We start from the raw sequence: 17,649 nt of genomic DNA on the forward strand, positions 1-17,649 counted from the left end.
AGGGAGGAACACTTGCAATGTGCGCTCCGGCTTGAGTGAGAACCGGGTCGCGCGCGTCAGGCGTCGGGCAGCGTCGTCGCGAAGATCACAGTCCCGGGCATGAGCGCGCCGCGCAGGGGAGACCAGCCGCCCCACGCGGTCGTGTTCGTCTCCGGCCACTCGGGCTCGGTCACCGAGTCGATCGTGAAGCCGGCGCCCACGAGCAGGCTCACCCAGTCGCCCATCGTCCGGTGGTGCTCGGCGTAGACGGGCTGGCCGTCGGCATCGATCTCGACGTACGGCGTCCGGTCGAAGTACGAGTACTCGACGGTCAGCCCCGATTCGCCCGGCACGTCGGGGAACATCCAGCGCATCGGGTGCGTCGTCGAGAAGACCCACTTTCCGCCGGGGCGGACGACGCGGGCCACCTCGGCCAGCACCACCTCGGCGTCCTTGACGAAGGGCAGGGCACCGTACGCGGAGAACGCGATGTCGAAGCTGTTCGAGGCGAACGGCAGGGAGCGGGCGTCGGCGCGGACGAAGGTCGGGGGAGTGGCATCGGGGCTGAGCGGATTCTCCCGCTGCAGGCGCGAGGCCTGCTCGAGCATGCCCGCGGAGAGGTCGATGCCCGTGGCGATGGCGCCCTCCTCGGCGAGCCAGCGGGAGCACTGCCCGGCCCCGCACCCGACCTCGAGGATCTGCTTCCGGGCGACTGTGCCGAGGAGGTGGACGTCCGATTCGTGAATTCCTTCGGGACACCACATGAAGTCCGAGGCGCCGAGGAAGCTGCCGTGCTCGGCGAGGTACTCCTCGGCGGAATTGTCCCAATAGCTGCGGTTGGCGCGCACCGACGCCTCTTCGTCGATCGGCAGATACCCCCCGCTGATGACCTCGGTCGAATAGCTTCCGTCGCTCATGAGTCCTCCGCGAATCGAGGGGCAGATCCCAGGGTGCATTCATGCCCTGAATGATGCTAGTATTGACAACCGTATGTGCGTATGCATACGAGTCCATAATCGTAATCGAGACCGGATGCGACTCCCACAGGCTGTGCAAGCACCCCAAGGGTATCGGATCCGGGACACAATTCCATCGGAGTCCCTACCTATATGACCACCACCACGCCGGAATCGGTGCAGCCGAAGCAGGTCGCTGTCAATGACATCGGAACCGCTGAGGACTTCCTTGCCGCCGTCGACGAGACGATCAAGTACTTCAACGATGGCGACATCGTCGAAGGCACCGTCGTCAAGGTCGACCGCGACGAGGTCCTCGTCGACATCGGATACAAGACGGAAGGCGTCGTCCTTTCGCGTGAACTGTCCATCAAGCACGATGTCGATCCCGGCGAAGTCGTCGAGGTCGGGGACCCCATCGAGGCACTCGTTCTCCAGAAGGAGGACAAAGAGGGCCGCCTCATGCTGTCGAAGAAGCGTGCGCAGTACGAGCGCGCCTGGGGCGACATCGAGAAGATCAAGGAAGAGGACGGCGTCGTCACCGGCACCGTCATCGAGGTCGTCAAGGGCGGCCTGATCGTCGACATCGGCCTGCGCGGCTTCCTTCCCGCCTCGCTCGTCGAGATGCGTCGCGTCCGCGACCTCGCCCCCTACATCGGGCAGCAGGTCGAGGCGAAGATCATCGAACTCGACAAGAACCGCAACAACGTCGTCCTCTCGCGCCGCGCCTGGCTCGAGCAGACCCAGTCCGAGGTCCGCCACGACTTCCTCCAGACCCTGCAGAAGGGCCAGGTCCGTCCCGGCGTCGTGTCCTCGATCGTCAACTTCGGTGCCTTCGTCGACCTCGGTGGTGTCGACGGACTCGTGCACGTCTCGGAGCTGTCCTGGAAGCACATCGATCACCCGGGTGAGGTCGTCACCGTCGGTGACGAGGTCACCGTCGAGGTCCTCGACGTCGACATGGACCGTGAGCGCGTCTCGCTCTCGCTTAAGGCGACGCAGGAAGATCCGTGGCAGCACTTCGCGCGCACCCACGTCATCGGCCAGATCGTGCCCGGCAAGGTCACCAAGCTCGTTCCGTTCGGCGCGTTCGTCCGCGTCGAGGACGGCATCGAGGGCCTCGTCCACATCTCCGAGCTCGCCGTGCGCCACGTCGACCTGCCCGAGCAGGTCGTCTCCGTCGACGAGACCATCTACGTCAAGGTCATCGACATCGACCTCGAGCGTCGCCGCATCTCGCTCTCGCTCAAGCAGGCGAACGAAGGCGTCGACCCCGAGGCCGAGGAGTTCCTCGACCCGGCTCTCTACGGCATGCCGCAGGAGTACGACGAGGACGGCAACTACAAGTACCCCGAAGGCTTCGACCCCGAGACCAACGAGTGGATCGAGGGCTTCGAGGCGCAGCGCGAGATCTGGGAGCAGCAGTACGCCGCCGCCCAGGCGCGTTGGGAAGAGCACAAGAAGCAGGTCGCGAAGGCCATCGCCGCGGACGCCGAAGCCGGCGCTGCGGACTCGGGCTCCGACGCCGCTCCCGCCACCGGGTCCTTCTCCTCCGAGGAGTCGGGCGACGAGGGCACGCTCGCCAGCGACGAAGCACTCGCAGCTCTGCGTGAGAAGCTTGCAGGCAGCTGACATCAGCGCAGTGAAGGGCTCCCGGTCGACAGGCCGGGAGCCCTTTGCATATGCGCGACTGCGACCATGGGCGTGGTACACGCTCATCCTCATCCTCGCGAGCATCTGCGTGTTCGGCGGTGTCGCCGCCGACCCGGGCGGCCAGGTGTCCGCCGGCAACGACGACTCCTCGCTCTTCATCTGGTGGCTCGGCCACGGCGCCGAGGTGCTCGCCGGGTTCCTCGGCTTCGGTGACGGATCCGTCGCCGCCGGGGAGGGCTTCCTCTTCACCGACGCGATGAATGCGCTCGGCGGGGGAGTCAACGGCGCGTGGAACACCTCCCTGACCGGGATCGCGATCGTGCTGGCGCCGCTCACCTGGGTGGCCGGGCCGATCATCGCCTACAACGTCCTCATCCTCGCCATCCCCGTCCTCAACTCGCTTGCGACGGCAGTGCTCTTCACCCGCTTCCTCCGTCGCGGCCCCGCGTTCGCCGCGGCCGCAGGCGTCGGGTTCTCGAGTTACACGATCGCGCAGCTCTCCGGACACCCCAACCTCGCCTTCGCGATCGCCCCGCCGCTCGTCGCAGCACTCGTCCTCGCCCTCCTCGCCGGACCGCGGCCGGGACCCGGCCAGGACGCGGGCGCCCAGCCGACCGACGCCGCCGGGGTCGAACGGTCCGGGGACGCCCGCGTGCTCGGCTGCCGCACCTGGCTGCTCGGGCTCGGGCTCGGCGCCGTCCTCGGCTTCCAGTTCTACGTCTCCACCGAGGTGCTCGCCGGGACGTTCATCGCCTTCCTCTGCCTCATGCTCGGCCTCGTCCTCTGCGGCCGTTCCCTGCTCACCCGCATCGGCTGGCTGCGCCTGGGAGCCGGCGGCCTCCTCGGCGCCGGGATCGCCCTGATCTGTGCGCTCCCGCTGCTGCTGACGATGGCCGGTCCCAACGCCCCGTCCGGGGCGATCCGCCCGCACGGCGTGTGGAACACCGACCTCCTCGATCCCGTCGTCCCCGCGTCCCCGACGCTCATCGGCGCGGGTGAGTCACCGCTGCCACGGGTCATGGACATCGACGGCGCCGAGATCGGCGCCTACGTCGGCATCCCCGCCCTCCTCGCGGCGGCGATCATCGTCCTCGCCTTCGCCCGCCGCTCGGTTGTCGTGCGCGTCGCCGCGGTCACCGGCCTGCTCGTCTTCGTCCTCTCGCTGGGATCGCCCGTCCTCCTCGGCGGGTCCGTCCTCGTCCCCACGGGTCCCTTCGCCCTCATCGAGTCGATCCCCGTGCTCAACAACGTCCTGCCCATGCGCCTCGTCCTCCATTCGACGATCGCGCTCTTCGCGATCCTCGGCTGGGGTCTCCAATGGGCGCTGACGGCCCGCCGCCGTCCCCGCGGGATCGCGATGCTCGGCCTGCTCGCCGTTGCGGCCATCGTCGTCCTCCCCGGTGTCCAGCCCGCCCGTGAGGTCTACGTCCCCGAGTTCTACCGCAGCTCCATCGCCGAGGTGATCCCTGCCGGATCCGTCGTCAAGACCCTGCCGCGGCCGCTCGCGTGGGCCGAACCGCACGCCGATGAGGCGATGGTGTGGCAGTCCGTTGCCGACTTCCGGTACCGGGAGACCGGCGGGTACTTCATCGGCTCGAGCCCCGACTCCCCGGTCACCTACGCCGCCCCCGAGGACGGACTCGATACGGCCCTGCGCCCGACGATCTTCGCCGGCGCCCCTATGCCCGCAGCCGACGACCCCGCCGTCGCCGCCGGCATCGCCTCCCTGCGGAATGCGGGCGTCGACTTCGTCGTCATCGCTCCCGAGGCTCCGCTGGCGACCGGGGGAACCGGTGAGCTCGAGGCACTGCTTACGGCGCATCTCGGACAGCCCGTGTTCGCCGACGAGGGAGTCGTCGTCTTTCGGGTGAGCGGGTCCGGCTCCTGATCCGCCACAGCGCCCTCGCCGGGGGATAGGCTGGCCCCATGCTGAGGATCGGACTGACCGGAGGGATCGGCGCGGGCAAATCGACGGTGGCCGGGCTGCTCGCCGCCCATGGCGCGGAGATCATCGACGCCGACGTCATCGCCCGCGAGGTCGTCGCCCCCGGGGAACCGCTCGTCGACACCCTCGCCGAGGCGTTCGGCCGTGACATCGTCTCCGCCGACGGCGGACTCGACCGGGCCCGTCTCGCCGCCGTCGCCTTCGCCGATCCCGAGTCGACGGCCCGCCTCGGCGCGCTCATGCACCCGGTCATCCGGGATCGGACCGCGCAGCGCTTCGCCGCATCGACCGCCGAGGTCGTCGTCCACGACGTCCCCCTCCTCGTCGAGAACCACATGGAGACCGGCTACCACCTCACCCTCCTCGTCGACGTCCCCGCCGACGTCCGGCTCGATCGCCTCGTCGCGTCCCGGGGGATGGACCGCGACGATGCGCAGGCGCGCATCGCCCGGCAGGCGAGCGACGAGGAGCGGCGGGCCGCGTGCGACGTCCTCATCGACAACTCCGGCACCCCCACCGCTGCCGAGGCGGTCGTCGACCGTCTCTGGACAGAGCGGTTGGCGCCGTTCGCCGCGAACCTCGCCGCGGGGCGTCCCGCGGCGCGTGAGGCCGGGGTCGTGGCTGAGCGGCGCGAGGGCGATGCCGAACGCCTCGCCGCGAAGCTGCGCCACGGCACGGGCGAGGAGTTCCCGATCGCCGTGACCGGCGACGGCTCGTCGGGGGTGCCGATCGCCCTCGCGCTCGCGGTGCCCGACGCCGGCTCGGCAGAGGCGCTCTCACCGCGGCTGACGACGCTCGGGTTCCCCCCGGCGGCCTCCGACGACGAGCTCCTGCGGGCCAGCGCCGATCCCGGACTGCCCGCCGACCTCGAGGTGCGTCCCGCCGGGTGAGGGCAGCGTCGGCCCGGTCGGGTGGGTCCTGCCCAGTGTCGTGTCAGGGCCGAGGTCTACGCTGGGTCCATGAGCCCATCACGTCCCCTGCCCGCGATCGGGCACCGACCCGACGTCACTCGCACGGTGGCACCGTTCGAGGTCGTCTCCGAATACTCGCCCTCGGGCGACCAGCCCACCGCGATCCGTGAGATCTCCGAGCGCCTCGACTCCGGTGAGCGCGACATCGTCCTCCTCGGCGCCACCGGCACCGGCAAGTCGGCGACGACGGCGTGGCTCATCGAACAGGTGCAGCGGCCCACGCTCATCATGGCGCCGAACAAGACCCTCGCCGCCCAGCTGGCCAACGAGTTCCGCCAGCTCCTGCCCAACAACGCGGTCGAGTACTTCGTCTCCTACTACGACTACTACCAGCCGGAAGCGTACGTCCCGCAGACCGACACCTTCATCGAGAAGGACTCGTCGATCAACGACGAGGTCGAGCGGCTGCGGCACTCGGCGACGAACTCGCTGCTCACCCGCCGCGACGTCGTCGTCGTCTCGACCGTCTCGTGCATCTACGGTCTCGGCACCCCCGAGGAGTACGTCGACCGCATGGTCACCCTCCACAAGGGGCAGGAGTGCGACCGGGACGAACTCCTCAAGCGGTTCGTCTCGATGCAGTACACGCGCAACGACATGGCCTTCACCCGCGGCACGTTCCGGGTCCGGGGCGACACCGTCGAGATCATCCCGCAGTACGAGGAGCTCGCCCTGCGCATCGAGTTCTTCGGCGACGAGATCGAATCGCTGCAGACCCTCCACCCGCTCACCGGGGAGATCATCCGCGACGAGGACACCATCCATGTCTTCCCGGCCTCCCACTACGTCGCCGGTGAGGACAGGATGGGCCGGGCGATCAGCGAGATCGAGGACGAGCTCCAGTCCCGGCTGAGCGAGTTCGAAGCCCAGAACAAGCTCTTGGAGGCGCAGCGGCTGAAGATGCGCACGAGCTACGACCTCGAGATGATGGAGTCGATGGGCTTCACTTCGGGGATCGAGAACTACTCCCGCCACATCGACGGTCGTCCCGCGGGCTCGGCGCCGAACTGCCTGCTCGACTACTTCCCCGAGGACTTCCTCCTCGTCGTCGACGAGTCCCATGTCACCGTGCCCCAGATCGGCGGCATGTATGAAGGCGACATGTCGCGCAAGCGCACACTCGTCGAACACGGCTTCCGGCTGCCGAGCGCGATGGACAACCGACCGCTGAAGTTCGACGAGTTCCGCGAACGCGTGGGGCAGACCGTCTACCTCTCGGCGACCCCGGGCGACTTCGAGCTCGAACGCGCCTCCGGCACCGTCCAGCAGATCATCCGGCCCACCGGCCTCGTCGACCCCGAGGTCGTTGTCAAGCCGACGAAGGGCCAGATCGACGACCTCCTCGACGAGATCCGGACCCGGGTCGAGCGCAACGAGCGGGTGCTCGTGACCACCCTGACGAAGAAGATGGCCGAGGACCTCACCGACTACCTCCTCGACCACGAGGTCCGCGTCCAGTACCTCCACTCGGATGTCGACACGCTGCGCCGCGTCGAGCTGCTCACCGAGCTGCGGGCCGGGGAGTTCGACGTCCTCGTCGGCATCAACCTGCTCCGGGAGGGCCTCGACCTGCCCGAGGTCTCCCTCGTCGCGATCCTCGACGCCGACAAGGAGGGCTTCCTCCGGTCGACGACCTCGCTCATCCAGACGATCGGCCGCGCGGCCCGCAATGTCCACGGCCAGGTCCACATGTACGCCGACTCGATCACCCGCTCGATGCAGGAGGCGATCGACGAGACGAACCGCAGGCGGGAGATCCAGATCGCCTACAACGAGGAGAACGGCATCGATCCGGCGCCGCTGGTGAAGAAGATCGCCGACATCACCGAGCGGCTTCAGCGTGAGGACGCCGACACCCGTGAGCTGCTCACGGAGTTCGACTACGGCAAAGGCAAGCGCGGCTACAATTCGACGCTCAGCGACGAGCAGCGTCAGGCCGCCTCCGGCGGCAGCTCGCTGCGCCCGCCGGCTGCGGACCTCACTGAGCTCATCGAGTCCCTGACGACGCAGATGCACGCCGCCGCCGCCGAACTCCAGTTCGAACTCGCCGCTCGCCTGCGCGATGAGCTCTCGGATCTCAAGAAGGAGCTGCGGGCGATGAAGGAGGTCGGACACGCCTGACCATGAGGCCGTGGGAAGGTGACTATACTGGTGTGGCTGGCGAAAGGGAGTATCCCGTCCATCCGTGCTCGTCACCACGATCCGCCTTCAGGGTCCGGGCGCGGAGCGCACGCCGCCACCTCAGTGTGGTCCTAGCGTGGGAGAGACTTTCGGCACGGGTACACCACTCCGTCATCACGAAAGGCATCCATGGATATCCTGTCCTCCACCCTCGCCGCGGGCGGCAGCACCGCAGCGTCGAGCGGGGCCGTCATCCCGCCGTGGTTCATGATCACTTCGGGGATCATCATCGTCGCGATCCTCATCTTCGACGTGCTCCTCGTCTTCAAGCGCCCGCACGTGCCCTCGATGCGGGAGGCGACCCTGTGGGTCGTCTTCTACGTCTCGCTCGCCCTCCTCTTCGCCGGGTCCCTGTTCTGGATCGGCGATGCCCAACACGGCAGCGAGTTCCTCACCGGCTGGCTGCTCGAGTACTCCCTGAGCATCGACAACCTCTTCGTCTTCATCATCATCATGGGCAGCTTCCAGGTGCCGAGGAAGTACCAGCAGGAAGTCCTCATGGTGGGCATCATCATCGCCATCATCTTCCGCGGGCTCTTCATCCTCGCCGGCGCGGCGATCATCAGCGCCTTCGTCGAGGTCTTCTTCATCTTCGGCATCTTCCTCCTCTTCGTCGCCTACCGGCAGGCGTTCGCGAGCGAGGACGAGGGCGACGGCGAGAACTTCCTCATCCGCTTCCTCCGCAAGCGGATGAACATCATCGACGAGTACCACGGCAACAAGCTGCGCGTCGACATCGACGGGAAGAAGTACTGGACGCCCATGTTCATCGTCTTCCTCGCGATCGGTTCGACGGACGTGATGTTCGCGCTCGACTCGATCCCGGCGATCTTCGGCGTCACCCAGGTCCCGTTCCTCGTCTTCGCCGCCAACGTGTTCGCCCTCATGGGTCTGCGCCAGCTCTACTTCCTCCTCGGCGGGCTCGTCGACAAGCTCGTCTACCTCCACTACGGCATCGCCGCGATCCTCGCGTTCATCGGCGTCAAGCTCTTCATCACCGCCCTCCACGAGACCGACGTCTCGTGGCTGCAGTGGGGCAAGGTCGTGCCCGAGGTGCCGACGTGGCTGTCGCTGACGTTCATCGTCGTGGCCATGGCCGTGGCGACGATCGCCTCGATCATCAAGATGAAGCGGGACGGGAAGTCCTTCCGCGATCAGGGCCCGCAGGAATCCGAGGCCTCCCAGGGCACCGAGAAGTGAACCCGGTCGTACGATCGCTCTGAGACAGTGCGCGGGAGGCTCCGTCGGGAGCCTCCCGCGCACGTCGGTTCGGGGGCGGACTCAGGCCGAAGCCGGCAGCCGCAGCCTGGGCTCACGCCTCGGCGAAGGGCCCGAACACCGGAGTCCACTGCCGGATCGTCACACTGTCGATGACTCCGATCTCCGCATACGGATCATCCCGCAGATGAGCCTCGACCTCGGCGACGTCGGCCGCACTGAGGATGAGCAGCCCACCCGGCACAGGGGAGTCGTCGAGGGGACCCGAGGCGAGGATGGTCCCCGCCTCGTTGAGCGCGGCCTGCCACTGCCGGTGGCGGGGCCTGTGCTCCATCCTCGTCTCCGTGTCGGGGCCGTAGACATAGGTGACGGCGAATACCGGCATCTCACACTCCTGGGGTCGGTGAATAGGATGGACATCAGTCTAGAGCGAAAGGTCTGTGCAGAGTCGTGACGAGGTTGCAGGACATTCCGGCGGAGTTCGCCGATGAGGACACGATCTTCGAGTCCTTCGCCGACTACTGTCGGCAGCTCGGGATCGAACCCTATCCCGCGCAGGAGGATGCGATGCTCGCCGTCCTCACCGGAGACAACACGATCGTCGCGACCCCGACCGGCTCGGGGAAGTCCCTCGTCGCCCTCTTCGCGCTCTACACCGCGTTCACCCGCGGCATCCGGGCCTACTACACCGCCCCGCTCAAGGCGCTCGTGAGCGAGAAGTTCTTCGCCCTCGTCGACGCCTTCGGACCCGAGAACGTCGGCATGATCACCGGGGACACGACCGTCAACGGCGACGCCCCGGTCATCTGCGCGACCGCGGAGATCCTCGCGAACCAGGCGCTGCGCGAAGGCGGCGTCCTCGACGTCGGCATGGTCGTCATGGACGAGTTCCACTACTTCGCCGACCCCACCCGAGGCTGGGCCTGGCAGATCCCGCTCCTCGAACTGCCGCAGGCACAGTTCGTCCTCATGTCCGCGACCCTCGGCGACACCACCGAGATCCGGCGGACGATGGCGGACACGACCGGGCGCGATACCGCGGTGATCACCTCGGCGACCCGCCCCGTGCCGCTCGACTTCGAATACTCGACGGAACCGCTCTCCGATACGCTGCGGGCCCTCATCCGCCATGACAAGGCCCCCGTCTACGTCGTCTCCTACTCCCAGAACGGGGCCATCGAACTCGCCACCGGACTGCTCTCGGTCGACCTCGCGACGAAGGACCAGAAGGCGCGCATCGCCGAGGAGATCAAGGGGTTCTCCTTCTCCAAGGGCTTCGGTCAGACGCTGCGCCGCCTCCTCCTCCACGGGGTCGGGGTCCACCACGCGGGAATGCTGCCGAAGTACCGCCGCCTCGTCGAACGACTCGCCCTCAAGGGCATCCTCCTCGTCATCTCCGGAACCGACACCCTCGGCGTGGGCATCAACGTCCCCATCCGCACCGTCCTGCTCACGGGCCTGACGAAGTTCGACGGGTCGAAGATGCGGCGCCTGAGCGTGCGCGAGTTCCAGCAGCTCGCCGGTCGCGCCGGACGCGCCGGCTTCGACACCCGCGGATACGTCGTCGCCCAGGCACCCGAGCACGTCATCGAGAATCTCCGCGCCGAGGCCAAGGCGGCGAACGCCGACAAGAAGCGGAAGAAGATCAAGAAGAAGGCCGCCCCGGCCGGGTTCGTCGGCTGGTCCGAGGAGACCCTGACCAAGCTCATCGGATCCGAGCCGGAATCGCTGCGCTCGCGCATGCGCATCGACCATTCGACGATCCTCAACCTCACAGCCCGCCCGGGCTCGGACGTCGCAACGATCAGCCGATTCATCGACTCGACCCACGAGAGCCGTGAACGCCGCCTCGACCTCAAGCTCACGGCGCTGCGCATCGGACGCTCCCTCATCGACGCAGGCCTCATCGAGAAGCGGGGGAGCGAACTCGTCCCGACCGCGGACCTCGGTCCCCAGTTCGCCCTCAACCAGCCGCTGGCCCCATTCGTCCTCGCCGGTCTCGACCTTCTCGATCCGGAGTCGGAGTCCTGGGCGCTCGACGTCGTCTCCCTCGTCGAATCGACGATCCCCGTTCCCTTCACGATCCTCAAGGGCCAGCTCGACCGGATCAAGCGCGAGACCCTGGCCGAACTCAAGGCGGAGGGACTCGACTATCCCGAGCGGATGGCCATCCTCGACGAGGTCGAGGGCCCGAAGCCGCTCGCGGACGTCCTCGAGCCCGCCTTCGAGCACTTCGCGCTCACCCATCCGTGGCTGCGGGCCGGCGACTTCGAACCGAAGTCGATCGTGCGCGACATGCTCGAGCAGGCGATGGGCTTCACCCAGTTCGTCGGCTACTACGGGCTCGCCCGTGCCGAAGGCAGCCTGCTGCGGTACCTCACCGACGTCTACCGGGCGCTCACCCACAACGTTCCCGCCGACCGTCGCGGCGAGGAGCTGCAGGAGATCATCGGCTGGCTGGGGGAGACGGTGGCGCGCACCGACTCCTCGCTCATCGACGAATGGCGCACCCTGCAGGGTCTCAGCCCGACCGAGACCGACTTCGCGGAGCTGCCCGACCTCGAGCGTCGGTTCTCGGAGAACACGAAGGCCTTCACCGCTGAGATCCGCAATGCGCTCTTCCACCGCGTGCTGCTCGCCGAGCGCGCCGACTACGACGAGCTCGGCCGGCTCGACGCGGAGTCCGGGTTCGACAAGCAGGCTTGGGAGGAGGCGATCGAGGACTTCTACGACGAGTACGGAGACCTGCTCATCGACCAGACCGCGCGAGGACGGGAATTTATCGACATCGTTCCCGGTTCGACTGTCTGGGCGGTGCGTCAGATCCTCTCCGATCCCGAGGGCAACCGGGATTGGGCCATCGACGCCTCGGTGGACGTGGCCGCCAGCGACGACAGCGGCGACATCGTCCTGCGGATCGTCGCGGTCGGCGAGATCGCCGACTCCCATGTCGGGACCGGCGGGTAACGTCGGCAACAGTGAGCAGACGTGTGTCAGTGCCGAGTAATACAGTGGACGGGTGATGAAAACGAACAGTGCGACTCAGTCTCCCTCCGGCGTGTCCCATCTCGACACGCTGTGGGTCAAGGGTGCCCGCGCGCACAACCTCAAGAACGTCGAGATCGCGCTCCCGCGCGACTCCATGGTCGTCTTCACCGGACTCTCCGGATCGGGGAAGTCCTCGCTCGCCTTCGACACGATCTTCGCCGAGGGGCAGCGCCGCTACGTCGAGTCCCTGTCCTCGTACGCCCGGATGTTCCTCGGCCAGATGGACAAGCCCGACGTCGACTTCATCGAGGGCCTGTCCCCGGCCGTGTCGATCGACCAGAAGTCGACCTCGCGCAACCCCCGTTCGACGGTGGGCACGATCACCGAGGTCTATGACTTCCTCCGCCTGCTCTGGGCCCGCATCGGGGTGCCGCACTGCCCGATCTGCGGTGAGGTCATCACGAAGCAGACCCCGCAGCAGATCGTCGACCAACTCCTCGAACTGCCGGAGCGGACGAAGTTCCTCGTCCTCGCCCCCGTCGTGCGCCTGCGCAAGGGGGAGTTCGTCGACCTCTTCACCGACCTGCAGACGAAGGGATTCTCCCGCGCGATCGTCGACGGAGAGCAGATCAGTCTGAGCGACCCGCCGACCCTGGACAAGAGGTACAAGCACACGATCTCCGTCGTCGTCGACCGCCTCGTCGCCAAGGACGGGATGCGCCCGCGCCTGACCGACTCCGTCGAGACGGCGCTCGGCCTCGCCGATGGCCGCATCGACGTCGACCTCGTCGACGACGGCGTCACGCGCACGTTCTCCGAGCACATGTCGTGCCCGAACGAGCACCCCCTGACGATCGACGAGATCGAACCCCGCACGTTCTCCTTCAACTCGCCGTTCGGCGCGTGCCCGACCTGCGACGGCATCGGCACCCGCCTCCAGGTCGACGAGAGCCTCGTCGTCCCGGACGAGGACCTCAGCCTCGGCGCGGGCGCGATCGCCCCGTGGTCGGGCGGCAAGCAGGTGACGAAGTACTTCAACCGTCTGCTCACCGGGCTCGGGAACGAACTCGGCTTCACCCTGAAGACTCCGTGGAAGGACCTCACGTCCGCCCAGCGCACCGCGATCCTCACCGGCAAGGACTACGAGGTCCACGTCAAGTACAAGAACCGGTTCGGCCGCGAGCGGACGTACTCGACCGGCTTCGAAGGCGTCTTCCAGTACATCCAGCGCAAGCACGACGAGACCGAATCCGACTGGTCGAGGGAGCGCTACGAGTCGTACATGCGCGAGATCCCGTGCGCGAGCTGCCATGGCACCCGGCTCAAGCCCGAAGCCCTGGCTGTGAAGATCGCGGACCGCTCGATCGCCGAGGTCGCCGAGCTCGCCCTCGACGAAGCGGCCGACTTCCTCTCCGGTCTCGAACTCAGCGGCCGCGACGCCGCCGTGGCCGCGCAGGTGATGAAGGAGATCAACGCCCGCCTCGGCTTCCTCCTCGACGTCGGTCTCGAATACCTCAGCCTCAACCGGGCGGCGGGCACGCTCTCGGGCGGAGAGGCGCAGCGGATCCGGCTCGCCACACAGATCGGGTCCGGGCTCGTCGGCGTCCTCTACGTCCTCGACGAACCCTCGATCGGCCTCCACCAGCGCGACAACCGGCGCCTCATCGACACGCTCATCAAGCTCAAGGACCTCGGCAACACCCTCATCGTCGTCGAACACGATGAGGACACGATCGCCGCCGCCGACTGGATCGTCGACATCGGTCCCGGCGCCGGCGAGCACGGGGGAGAGGTCATCTACTCCGGTCCCGTGCCCGGGCTCAAGGACGCCGAGCGCTCGATCACCGGGGCCTACCTCGACGGACGGAAGGCGATCGCCATCCCGTCGACGCGCCGCCCGGTCGACCCCGAACGGATGGTCACCGTCGAGAAGGCGAGTGAGAACAACCTCCGCGACATCACCGTCTCCGTCCCCCTCGGAGTGCTCACCGCCGTCACCGGCGTCTCCGGGTCCGGCAAGTCGACGCTCGTCAACGAGATCCTCTACACGCAGATGGCCAACGTCCTCAACGGCGCCTCCAGGGTGCCCGGTCGGCACAAGCGGGTGACCGGCCTGGAGAACCTCGACAAGGTCGTCCACGTCGACCAGTCGCCGATCGGGCGCACCCCGCGGTCGAACCCGGCGACGTACACCGGCGTCTTCGACCACATCCGCCGCCTCTTCGCGGAGACCGAGTCGGCGAAGGTCCGCGGCTACCAGCCGGGACGCTTCTCCTTCAACGTCAAGGGCGGACGCTGCGAGAACTGCAGCGGCGACGGGACGATCAAGATCGAGATGAACTTCCTCCCCGACGTCTACGTCCCCTGCGAGGTATGCGGGGGCGCCCGGTACAACCGGGAGACCCTCGAGGTGACGTTCAAGGGCAAGACGATCGCCGAGGTGCTCGACATGCCCATCGAGGAGGCCGCCGAGTTCTTCGCGGCGATCCCCGCGATCTCGCGGCACCTGAAGACCCTCGTCGACGTCGGACTCGGCTACGTCCGCCTCGGTCAGCCGGCGACGACGCTGTCCGGCGGTGAGGCGCAGCGCGTCAAACTCGCCGCGGAGCTCCAGAAGCGCTCGCGCGGACGCACCGTCTACGTGCTCGACGAACCGACGACCGGTCTCCACTTCGAAGACATCTCGAAGCTCCTCCACGTCCTCCAGGGCCTCGTCGAGAAGGGCAACTCGGTCATCGTCATCGAACACAACCTCGACGTCATCGCCAACGCCGACTACGTCATCGACCTCGGACCCGAGGGCGGACGCGGCGGCGGGCAGGTCGTCGCCGAGGGCACCCCGGAGGAGGTCGCTGCGAACCCGAAGAGCCACACCGGGCGCTTCCTGGCAGAGATGCTCGATGGCTGACCCGGCGAGCTATCGTCCGGCCACGGGCAGCATTCCCACCTCGGCCGGGGTCTACAAGTTCCGCGACCCCGACCGGCGAGTCATCTACGTCGGCAAGGCGAAGAACCTGCGCAACCGGCTCAACTCGTACTTCTCCAACCCCGCAGCCCTCCACCCGCGGACGTCGACGATGGTCCACACCGCCGCCTCGGTGGAATGGACCGTCGTCGACACCGAGGTCGAGGCCCTCCAGCTCGAGTGGACGTGGATCAACGAGTTCAACCCGCGGTTCAACGTCATGTTCCGCGACGACAAGTCCTACCCGTACCTCGCGATCACGATGAACGACGAGGTGCCCCGGGCCTTCATCACCCGGGGCAAGCGGCGCAAGGGGGTCCGCTACTTCGGCCCCTTCGGGCAGGTGTGGGCGATCAGGGACACTCTCGACCTCCTCCTCAAGGCCTTCCCGATGCGCACGTGCACTCCCGGCGTCTACCGGCGGGCCGAGCGCAGCGGGCGCCCCTGCCTGCTCGGCTACATCGACAAGTGCGCAGCCCCGTGTGTGGGCAATATCAGCATCGAGGACCACCGTGAGCTCGCCCGCGGCGTCGTCGACTTCATGTCCGGCAGCACCGGACGCTTCATCAGCGAGCGGAAGAAGGAGATGGCCGCTGCCGCAGCCGATCTCGACTACGAACAGGCCGCGCGCCTGCGCGACGAGCTCACGGCCCTGCAGAAGGTCCTCGACAAGTCCGCCGTCGTCCTCTCGGTCTCCGCCGACTGCGACGTCTTCGCCCTCGTCACCGAGGAGCTCGAAGCCTCCGTCCAGGTCTTCCATGTCCGCGGGGGCCGGATCCGCGGCCAGCGGGGGTGGATCATCGAACGCTCCGATGACCACGGCCCGGCCGAGCTCACCACCGACTACCTCCGGCAGGCTTACTCGGGTCTCGACGCGGAGGCGATCCCCAAGGAGATCCTCGTCGACACGATCCCCGCCGACCTCGACTCCCTCGAGAGCTGGCTGAGCCGGCAGCGCGGCTCGAAGGTGAGCGTGCGGGTCCCCGAACGCGGGGAGAAGAAGGCCGTGCTCGAGACCGTGACGAAGAACGCGAAGGAAGCGCTCGTCCAGCACAAGCTCAAACGCTCCTCGGACCTCACCACCCGCAGCGCCGCGCTCAAGGAGATCCAGGACCACCTCGGCCTGCCCGAGGCACCGCTGCGCATCGAATGCATCGACATCTCGCACACACAGGGCTCGAACGTCGTCGCGAGCCTCGTCGTCTTCGAGGACGGCCTGGCGAAGAAGCGCGACTACCGGCACTTCGCGATCCACGGGGAGGCGGCGACCGACGACACGGCCTCGATGTACGACGTCGTCTCCCGCCGGTTCAGCCGGTACCTCGAGCAGATGGCCTCCGACGAGCCCGACGACCGGTTCGGGTACCGGCCGAGCCTCCTCGTCGTCGACGGGGCAGGCCCTCAGGTCGCCGCCGCCACCCGGGCGCTGTCCGACCTCGGCATCGTCGACATCTCCGTCGTCGGACTCGCCAAACGCCTCGAGGAGGTGTGGGTGCCCGACGATCCGTTCCCCGTCATCCTCCCGCGCAACTCCGAGGGACTCTTCCTCATGCAGCGACTCCGCGACGAAGCCCACCGGTTCGCCATCACCTACCACCGCTCGAAGCGGGCGAAGGCGATGACGAGCTCCGTCCTCGACGACATCCCCGGCCTCGGCGAAGCCAAGCGCACGGCGCTGCTGGGGCACTTCGGGTCGGTGAAGAAGGCCCGCGCCGCGAGTGTCGAGGAGCTCTGCGAGGTCAGGGGAATCGGTCCCGCGCTGGCCGAGAAGATCGCCGCGGCGCTGAGCGAGGACTGAGGCCCCCTCTGGGCAGGGACTGAGAGCACCGACCGCAAGCGCGGACCCGCGTGCTCTACAGTAGTGTCGAGTCAGGCCGCGGACACGAGGAGGACGCATGAGCACACACGGCGACGCGAACGGTGCCGAGCATCCCATCGAGGTCGTGCTCGTCACAGGCATGTCCGGGGCCGGCCGGACAACGGTGGCCAACGTCCTTGAGGACCTCGACTGGTACGTCGTCGACAACCTTCCCCCGCAGATGATGCGACCGCTCGTCGAGCTCGTCGCCCGCGCCGACGGTGCGGTGCCGAAGATCGCCATCGTCACCGACTCGAAGGGCCGGGCGAAGTACGCCGAGGTCGAGGACACGATCTCCGACTTCCTCGACCAGGGACTGTCTCTGCGGATCCTCTTCCTCGACGCCGCCGACGAAGTCCTCGTCCGCCGTTTCGAATCGACCCGCAGGCCTCACCCGCTCCAGGGCGAAGGCACCCTGCTCGACGGCATCGAAGCCGAACGCGAAGCCCTCGAATCCCTCAAACACCGTGCCGACATCATCATCGACACCTCCGACCTCAACGTCCACCAGCTCGGCTCCGAGGTGCGCAAGCGCTTCAGCGCCGACGACGCACCGCCGCTGCGTCTGACGGTGATGAGCTTCGGGTTCAAATACGGTCTGCCCAAGGACGCCGACAACGTCGCCGACGTCCGTTTCCTGCCCAACCCGTACTGGATCCCCCACCTGCGCGGGCACAACGGCCTCGACTCCGACGTCGCCGACTTCGTCCTCGGCCAGAACGGCGCCGAGGAGTTCATCGAACGCTACACCGCGACCTTGGACACGATCGCCCAGGGCTACCTCCACGAGGGCCGCGGCTACGCGCTCATCGGCATCGGCTGCACCGGCGGCAAGCACCGGTCGGTGGCGATCAGCGAGCGCATCGCCAAGAGCCTCACCGCGCGCACCGGCATCCCCGTCACCGTGCGTCACCGCGACCTGGGGAGGGAGTGAG

Annotated in this window: 11 protein-coding genes; 9 read left to right on the forward strand and 2 right to left on the reverse strand. The window is 67.6% G+C overall.

Features of this window, described 5'->3' with window-relative positions:
- Nucleotides 1–56: 56 nt before the first annotated feature.
- Nucleotides 57–896 carry a class I SAM-dependent methyltransferase gene (locus tag BC102111_RS05040; RefSeq protein WP_009377191.1) on the reverse strand — a complete coding sequence of 280 codons (840 nt, stop codon included), beginning with the start codon at nucleotides 894–896 and terminating at the stop codon, nucleotides 57–59.
- 192 nt (nucleotides 897–1,088) lie between these two features.
- Here BC102111_RS05040 and rpsA point away from each other — a divergent pair, with 192 nt between their 5' ends.
- The 5 genes from rpsA (at nucleotide 1,089) to BC102111_RS05065 (ending at nucleotide 8,885) form a co-directional block, all read left to right on the forward strand.
- Nucleotides 1,089–2,567, forward strand: coding sequence for a 30S ribosomal protein S1 (gene rpsA, locus BC102111_RS05045; RefSeq protein WP_009377192.1), 1,479 nt, complete (start codon nucleotides 1,089–1,091; stop codon nucleotides 2,565–2,567).
- On the forward strand, nucleotides 2,545–4,476 hold the full coding sequence (locus BC102111_RS05050; protein ID WP_146001396.1) for a hypothetical protein: 1,932 nt from the start codon (nucleotides 2,545–2,547) through the stop codon (nucleotides 4,474–4,476). Before rpsA ends, BC102111_RS05050 begins: the two co-directional genes overlap by 23 nt.
- Before the next feature lie 38 nt (nucleotides 4,477–4,514).
- Nucleotides 4,515–5,423: a dephospho-CoA kinase gene (gene coaE, locus BC102111_RS05055; RefSeq protein WP_009377195.1), complete on the forward strand. Its 909-nt coding sequence runs from the start codon at nucleotides 4,515–4,517 to the stop codon at nucleotides 5,421–5,423.
- Between the two features lie 69 nt (nucleotides 5,424–5,492).
- Nucleotides 5,493–7,625, forward strand: a complete 2,133-nt coding sequence (gene uvrB / locus BC102111_RS05060) for an excinuclease ABC subunit UvrB (RefSeq protein WP_009377196.1) — start codon at nucleotides 5,493–5,495, stop codon at nucleotides 7,623–7,625.
- Between the two features lie 189 nt (nucleotides 7,626–7,814).
- The gene (locus BC102111_RS05065) at nucleotides 7,815–8,885 is read left to right on the forward strand and encodes a TerC/Alx family metal homeostasis membrane protein (RefSeq protein ID WP_009377197.1); all 1,071 of its coding nucleotides are present in this window, start codon (nucleotides 7,815–7,817) and stop codon (nucleotides 8,883–8,885) included.
- A 112-nt stretch (nucleotides 8,886–8,997) separates the two neighbouring features.
- On the opposite strand, the gene BC102111_RS05070 is transcribed toward BC102111_RS05065, so the two are convergent.
- Nucleotides 8,998–9,288: a YciI family protein gene (locus BC102111_RS05070; protein ID WP_009377198.1), complete on the reverse strand. Its 291-nt coding sequence runs from the start codon at nucleotides 9,286–9,288 to the stop codon at nucleotides 8,998–9,000.
- Nucleotides 9,289–9,353: 65 nt separating this feature from the next.
- On the opposite strand from BC102111_RS05070, the gene BC102111_RS05075 reads away from it, so the two are divergent.
- From BC102111_RS05075 to rapZ, 4 genes are all read left to right on the forward strand, one after another.
- Nucleotides 9,354–11,870, forward strand: a complete 2,517-nt coding sequence (locus BC102111_RS05075) for a DEAD/DEAH box helicase (protein WP_167560906.1) — start codon at nucleotides 9,354–9,356, stop codon at nucleotides 11,868–11,870.
- A 55-nt stretch (nucleotides 11,871–11,925) separates the two neighbouring features.
- The gene (uvrA, locus tag BC102111_RS05080; RefSeq protein ID WP_063250270.1) at nucleotides 11,926–14,799 is read left to right on the forward strand and encodes an excinuclease ABC subunit UvrA; all 2,874 of its coding nucleotides are present in this window, start codon (nucleotides 11,926–11,928) and stop codon (nucleotides 14,797–14,799) included.
- On the forward strand, nucleotides 14,792–16,654 hold the full coding sequence (gene uvrC, locus BC102111_RS05085; RefSeq protein ID WP_063250271.1) for an excinuclease ABC subunit UvrC: 1,863 nt from the start codon (nucleotides 14,792–14,794) through the stop codon (nucleotides 16,652–16,654). The genes uvrA and uvrC overlap by 8 nt, the downstream gene beginning before the upstream one ends.
- A 97-nt stretch (nucleotides 16,655–16,751) precedes the next feature.
- On the forward strand, nucleotides 16,752–17,648 hold the full coding sequence (gene rapZ / locus BC102111_RS05090) for an RNase adapter RapZ (RefSeq protein WP_009377202.1): 897 nt from the start codon (nucleotides 16,752–16,754) through the stop codon (nucleotides 17,646–17,648).
- Nucleotide 17,649: the final 1 nt, after the last annotated feature.

Origin of the sequence: Brevibacterium casei CIP 102111 (assembly GCF_900169275.1) — a bacterium.
Classification (GTDB): domain Bacteria; phylum Actinomycetota; class Actinomycetes; order Actinomycetales; family Brevibacteriaceae; genus Brevibacterium; species Brevibacterium casei.

Bases quoted from the DNA above. Each gene is read 5' to 3' on its own strand.
- uvrC (WP_063250271.1), top strand. From the start codon at position 14,792: ATGGCTGACCCGGCGAGCTATCGTCCGGCCACGGGCAGCATTCCCACC.
- uvrB (WP_009377196.1), top strand. From the start codon at position 5,493: ATGAGCCCATCACGTCCCCTGCCCGCGATCGGGCACCGACCCGACGTC.
- rapZ (WP_009377202.1), top strand. From the start codon at position 16,752: ATGAGCACACACGGCGACGCGAACGGTGCCGAGCATCCCATCGAGGTC.
- uvrA (WP_063250270.1), top strand. From the start codon at position 11,926: ATGAAAACGAACAGTGCGACTCAGTCTCCCTCCGGCGTGTCCCATCTC.
- BC102111_RS05065 (WP_009377197.1), top strand. From the start codon at position 7,815: ATGGATATCCTGTCCTCCACCCTCGCCGCGGGCGGCAGCACCGCAGCG.
- coaE (WP_009377195.1), top strand. From the start codon at position 4,515: ATGCTGAGGATCGGACTGACCGGAGGGATCGGCGCGGGCAAATCGACG.
- BC102111_RS05040 (WP_009377191.1), bottom strand. From the start codon at position 896: ATGAGCGACGGAAGCTATTCGACCGAGGTCATCAGCGGGGGGTATCTG.
- rpsA (WP_009377192.1), top strand. From the start codon at position 1,089: ATGACCACCACCACGCCGGAATCGGTGCAGCCGAAGCAGGTCGCTGTC.
- BC102111_RS05070 (WP_009377198.1), bottom strand. From the start codon at position 9,288: ATGCCGGTATTCGCCGTCACCTATGTCTACGGCCCCGACACGGAGACG.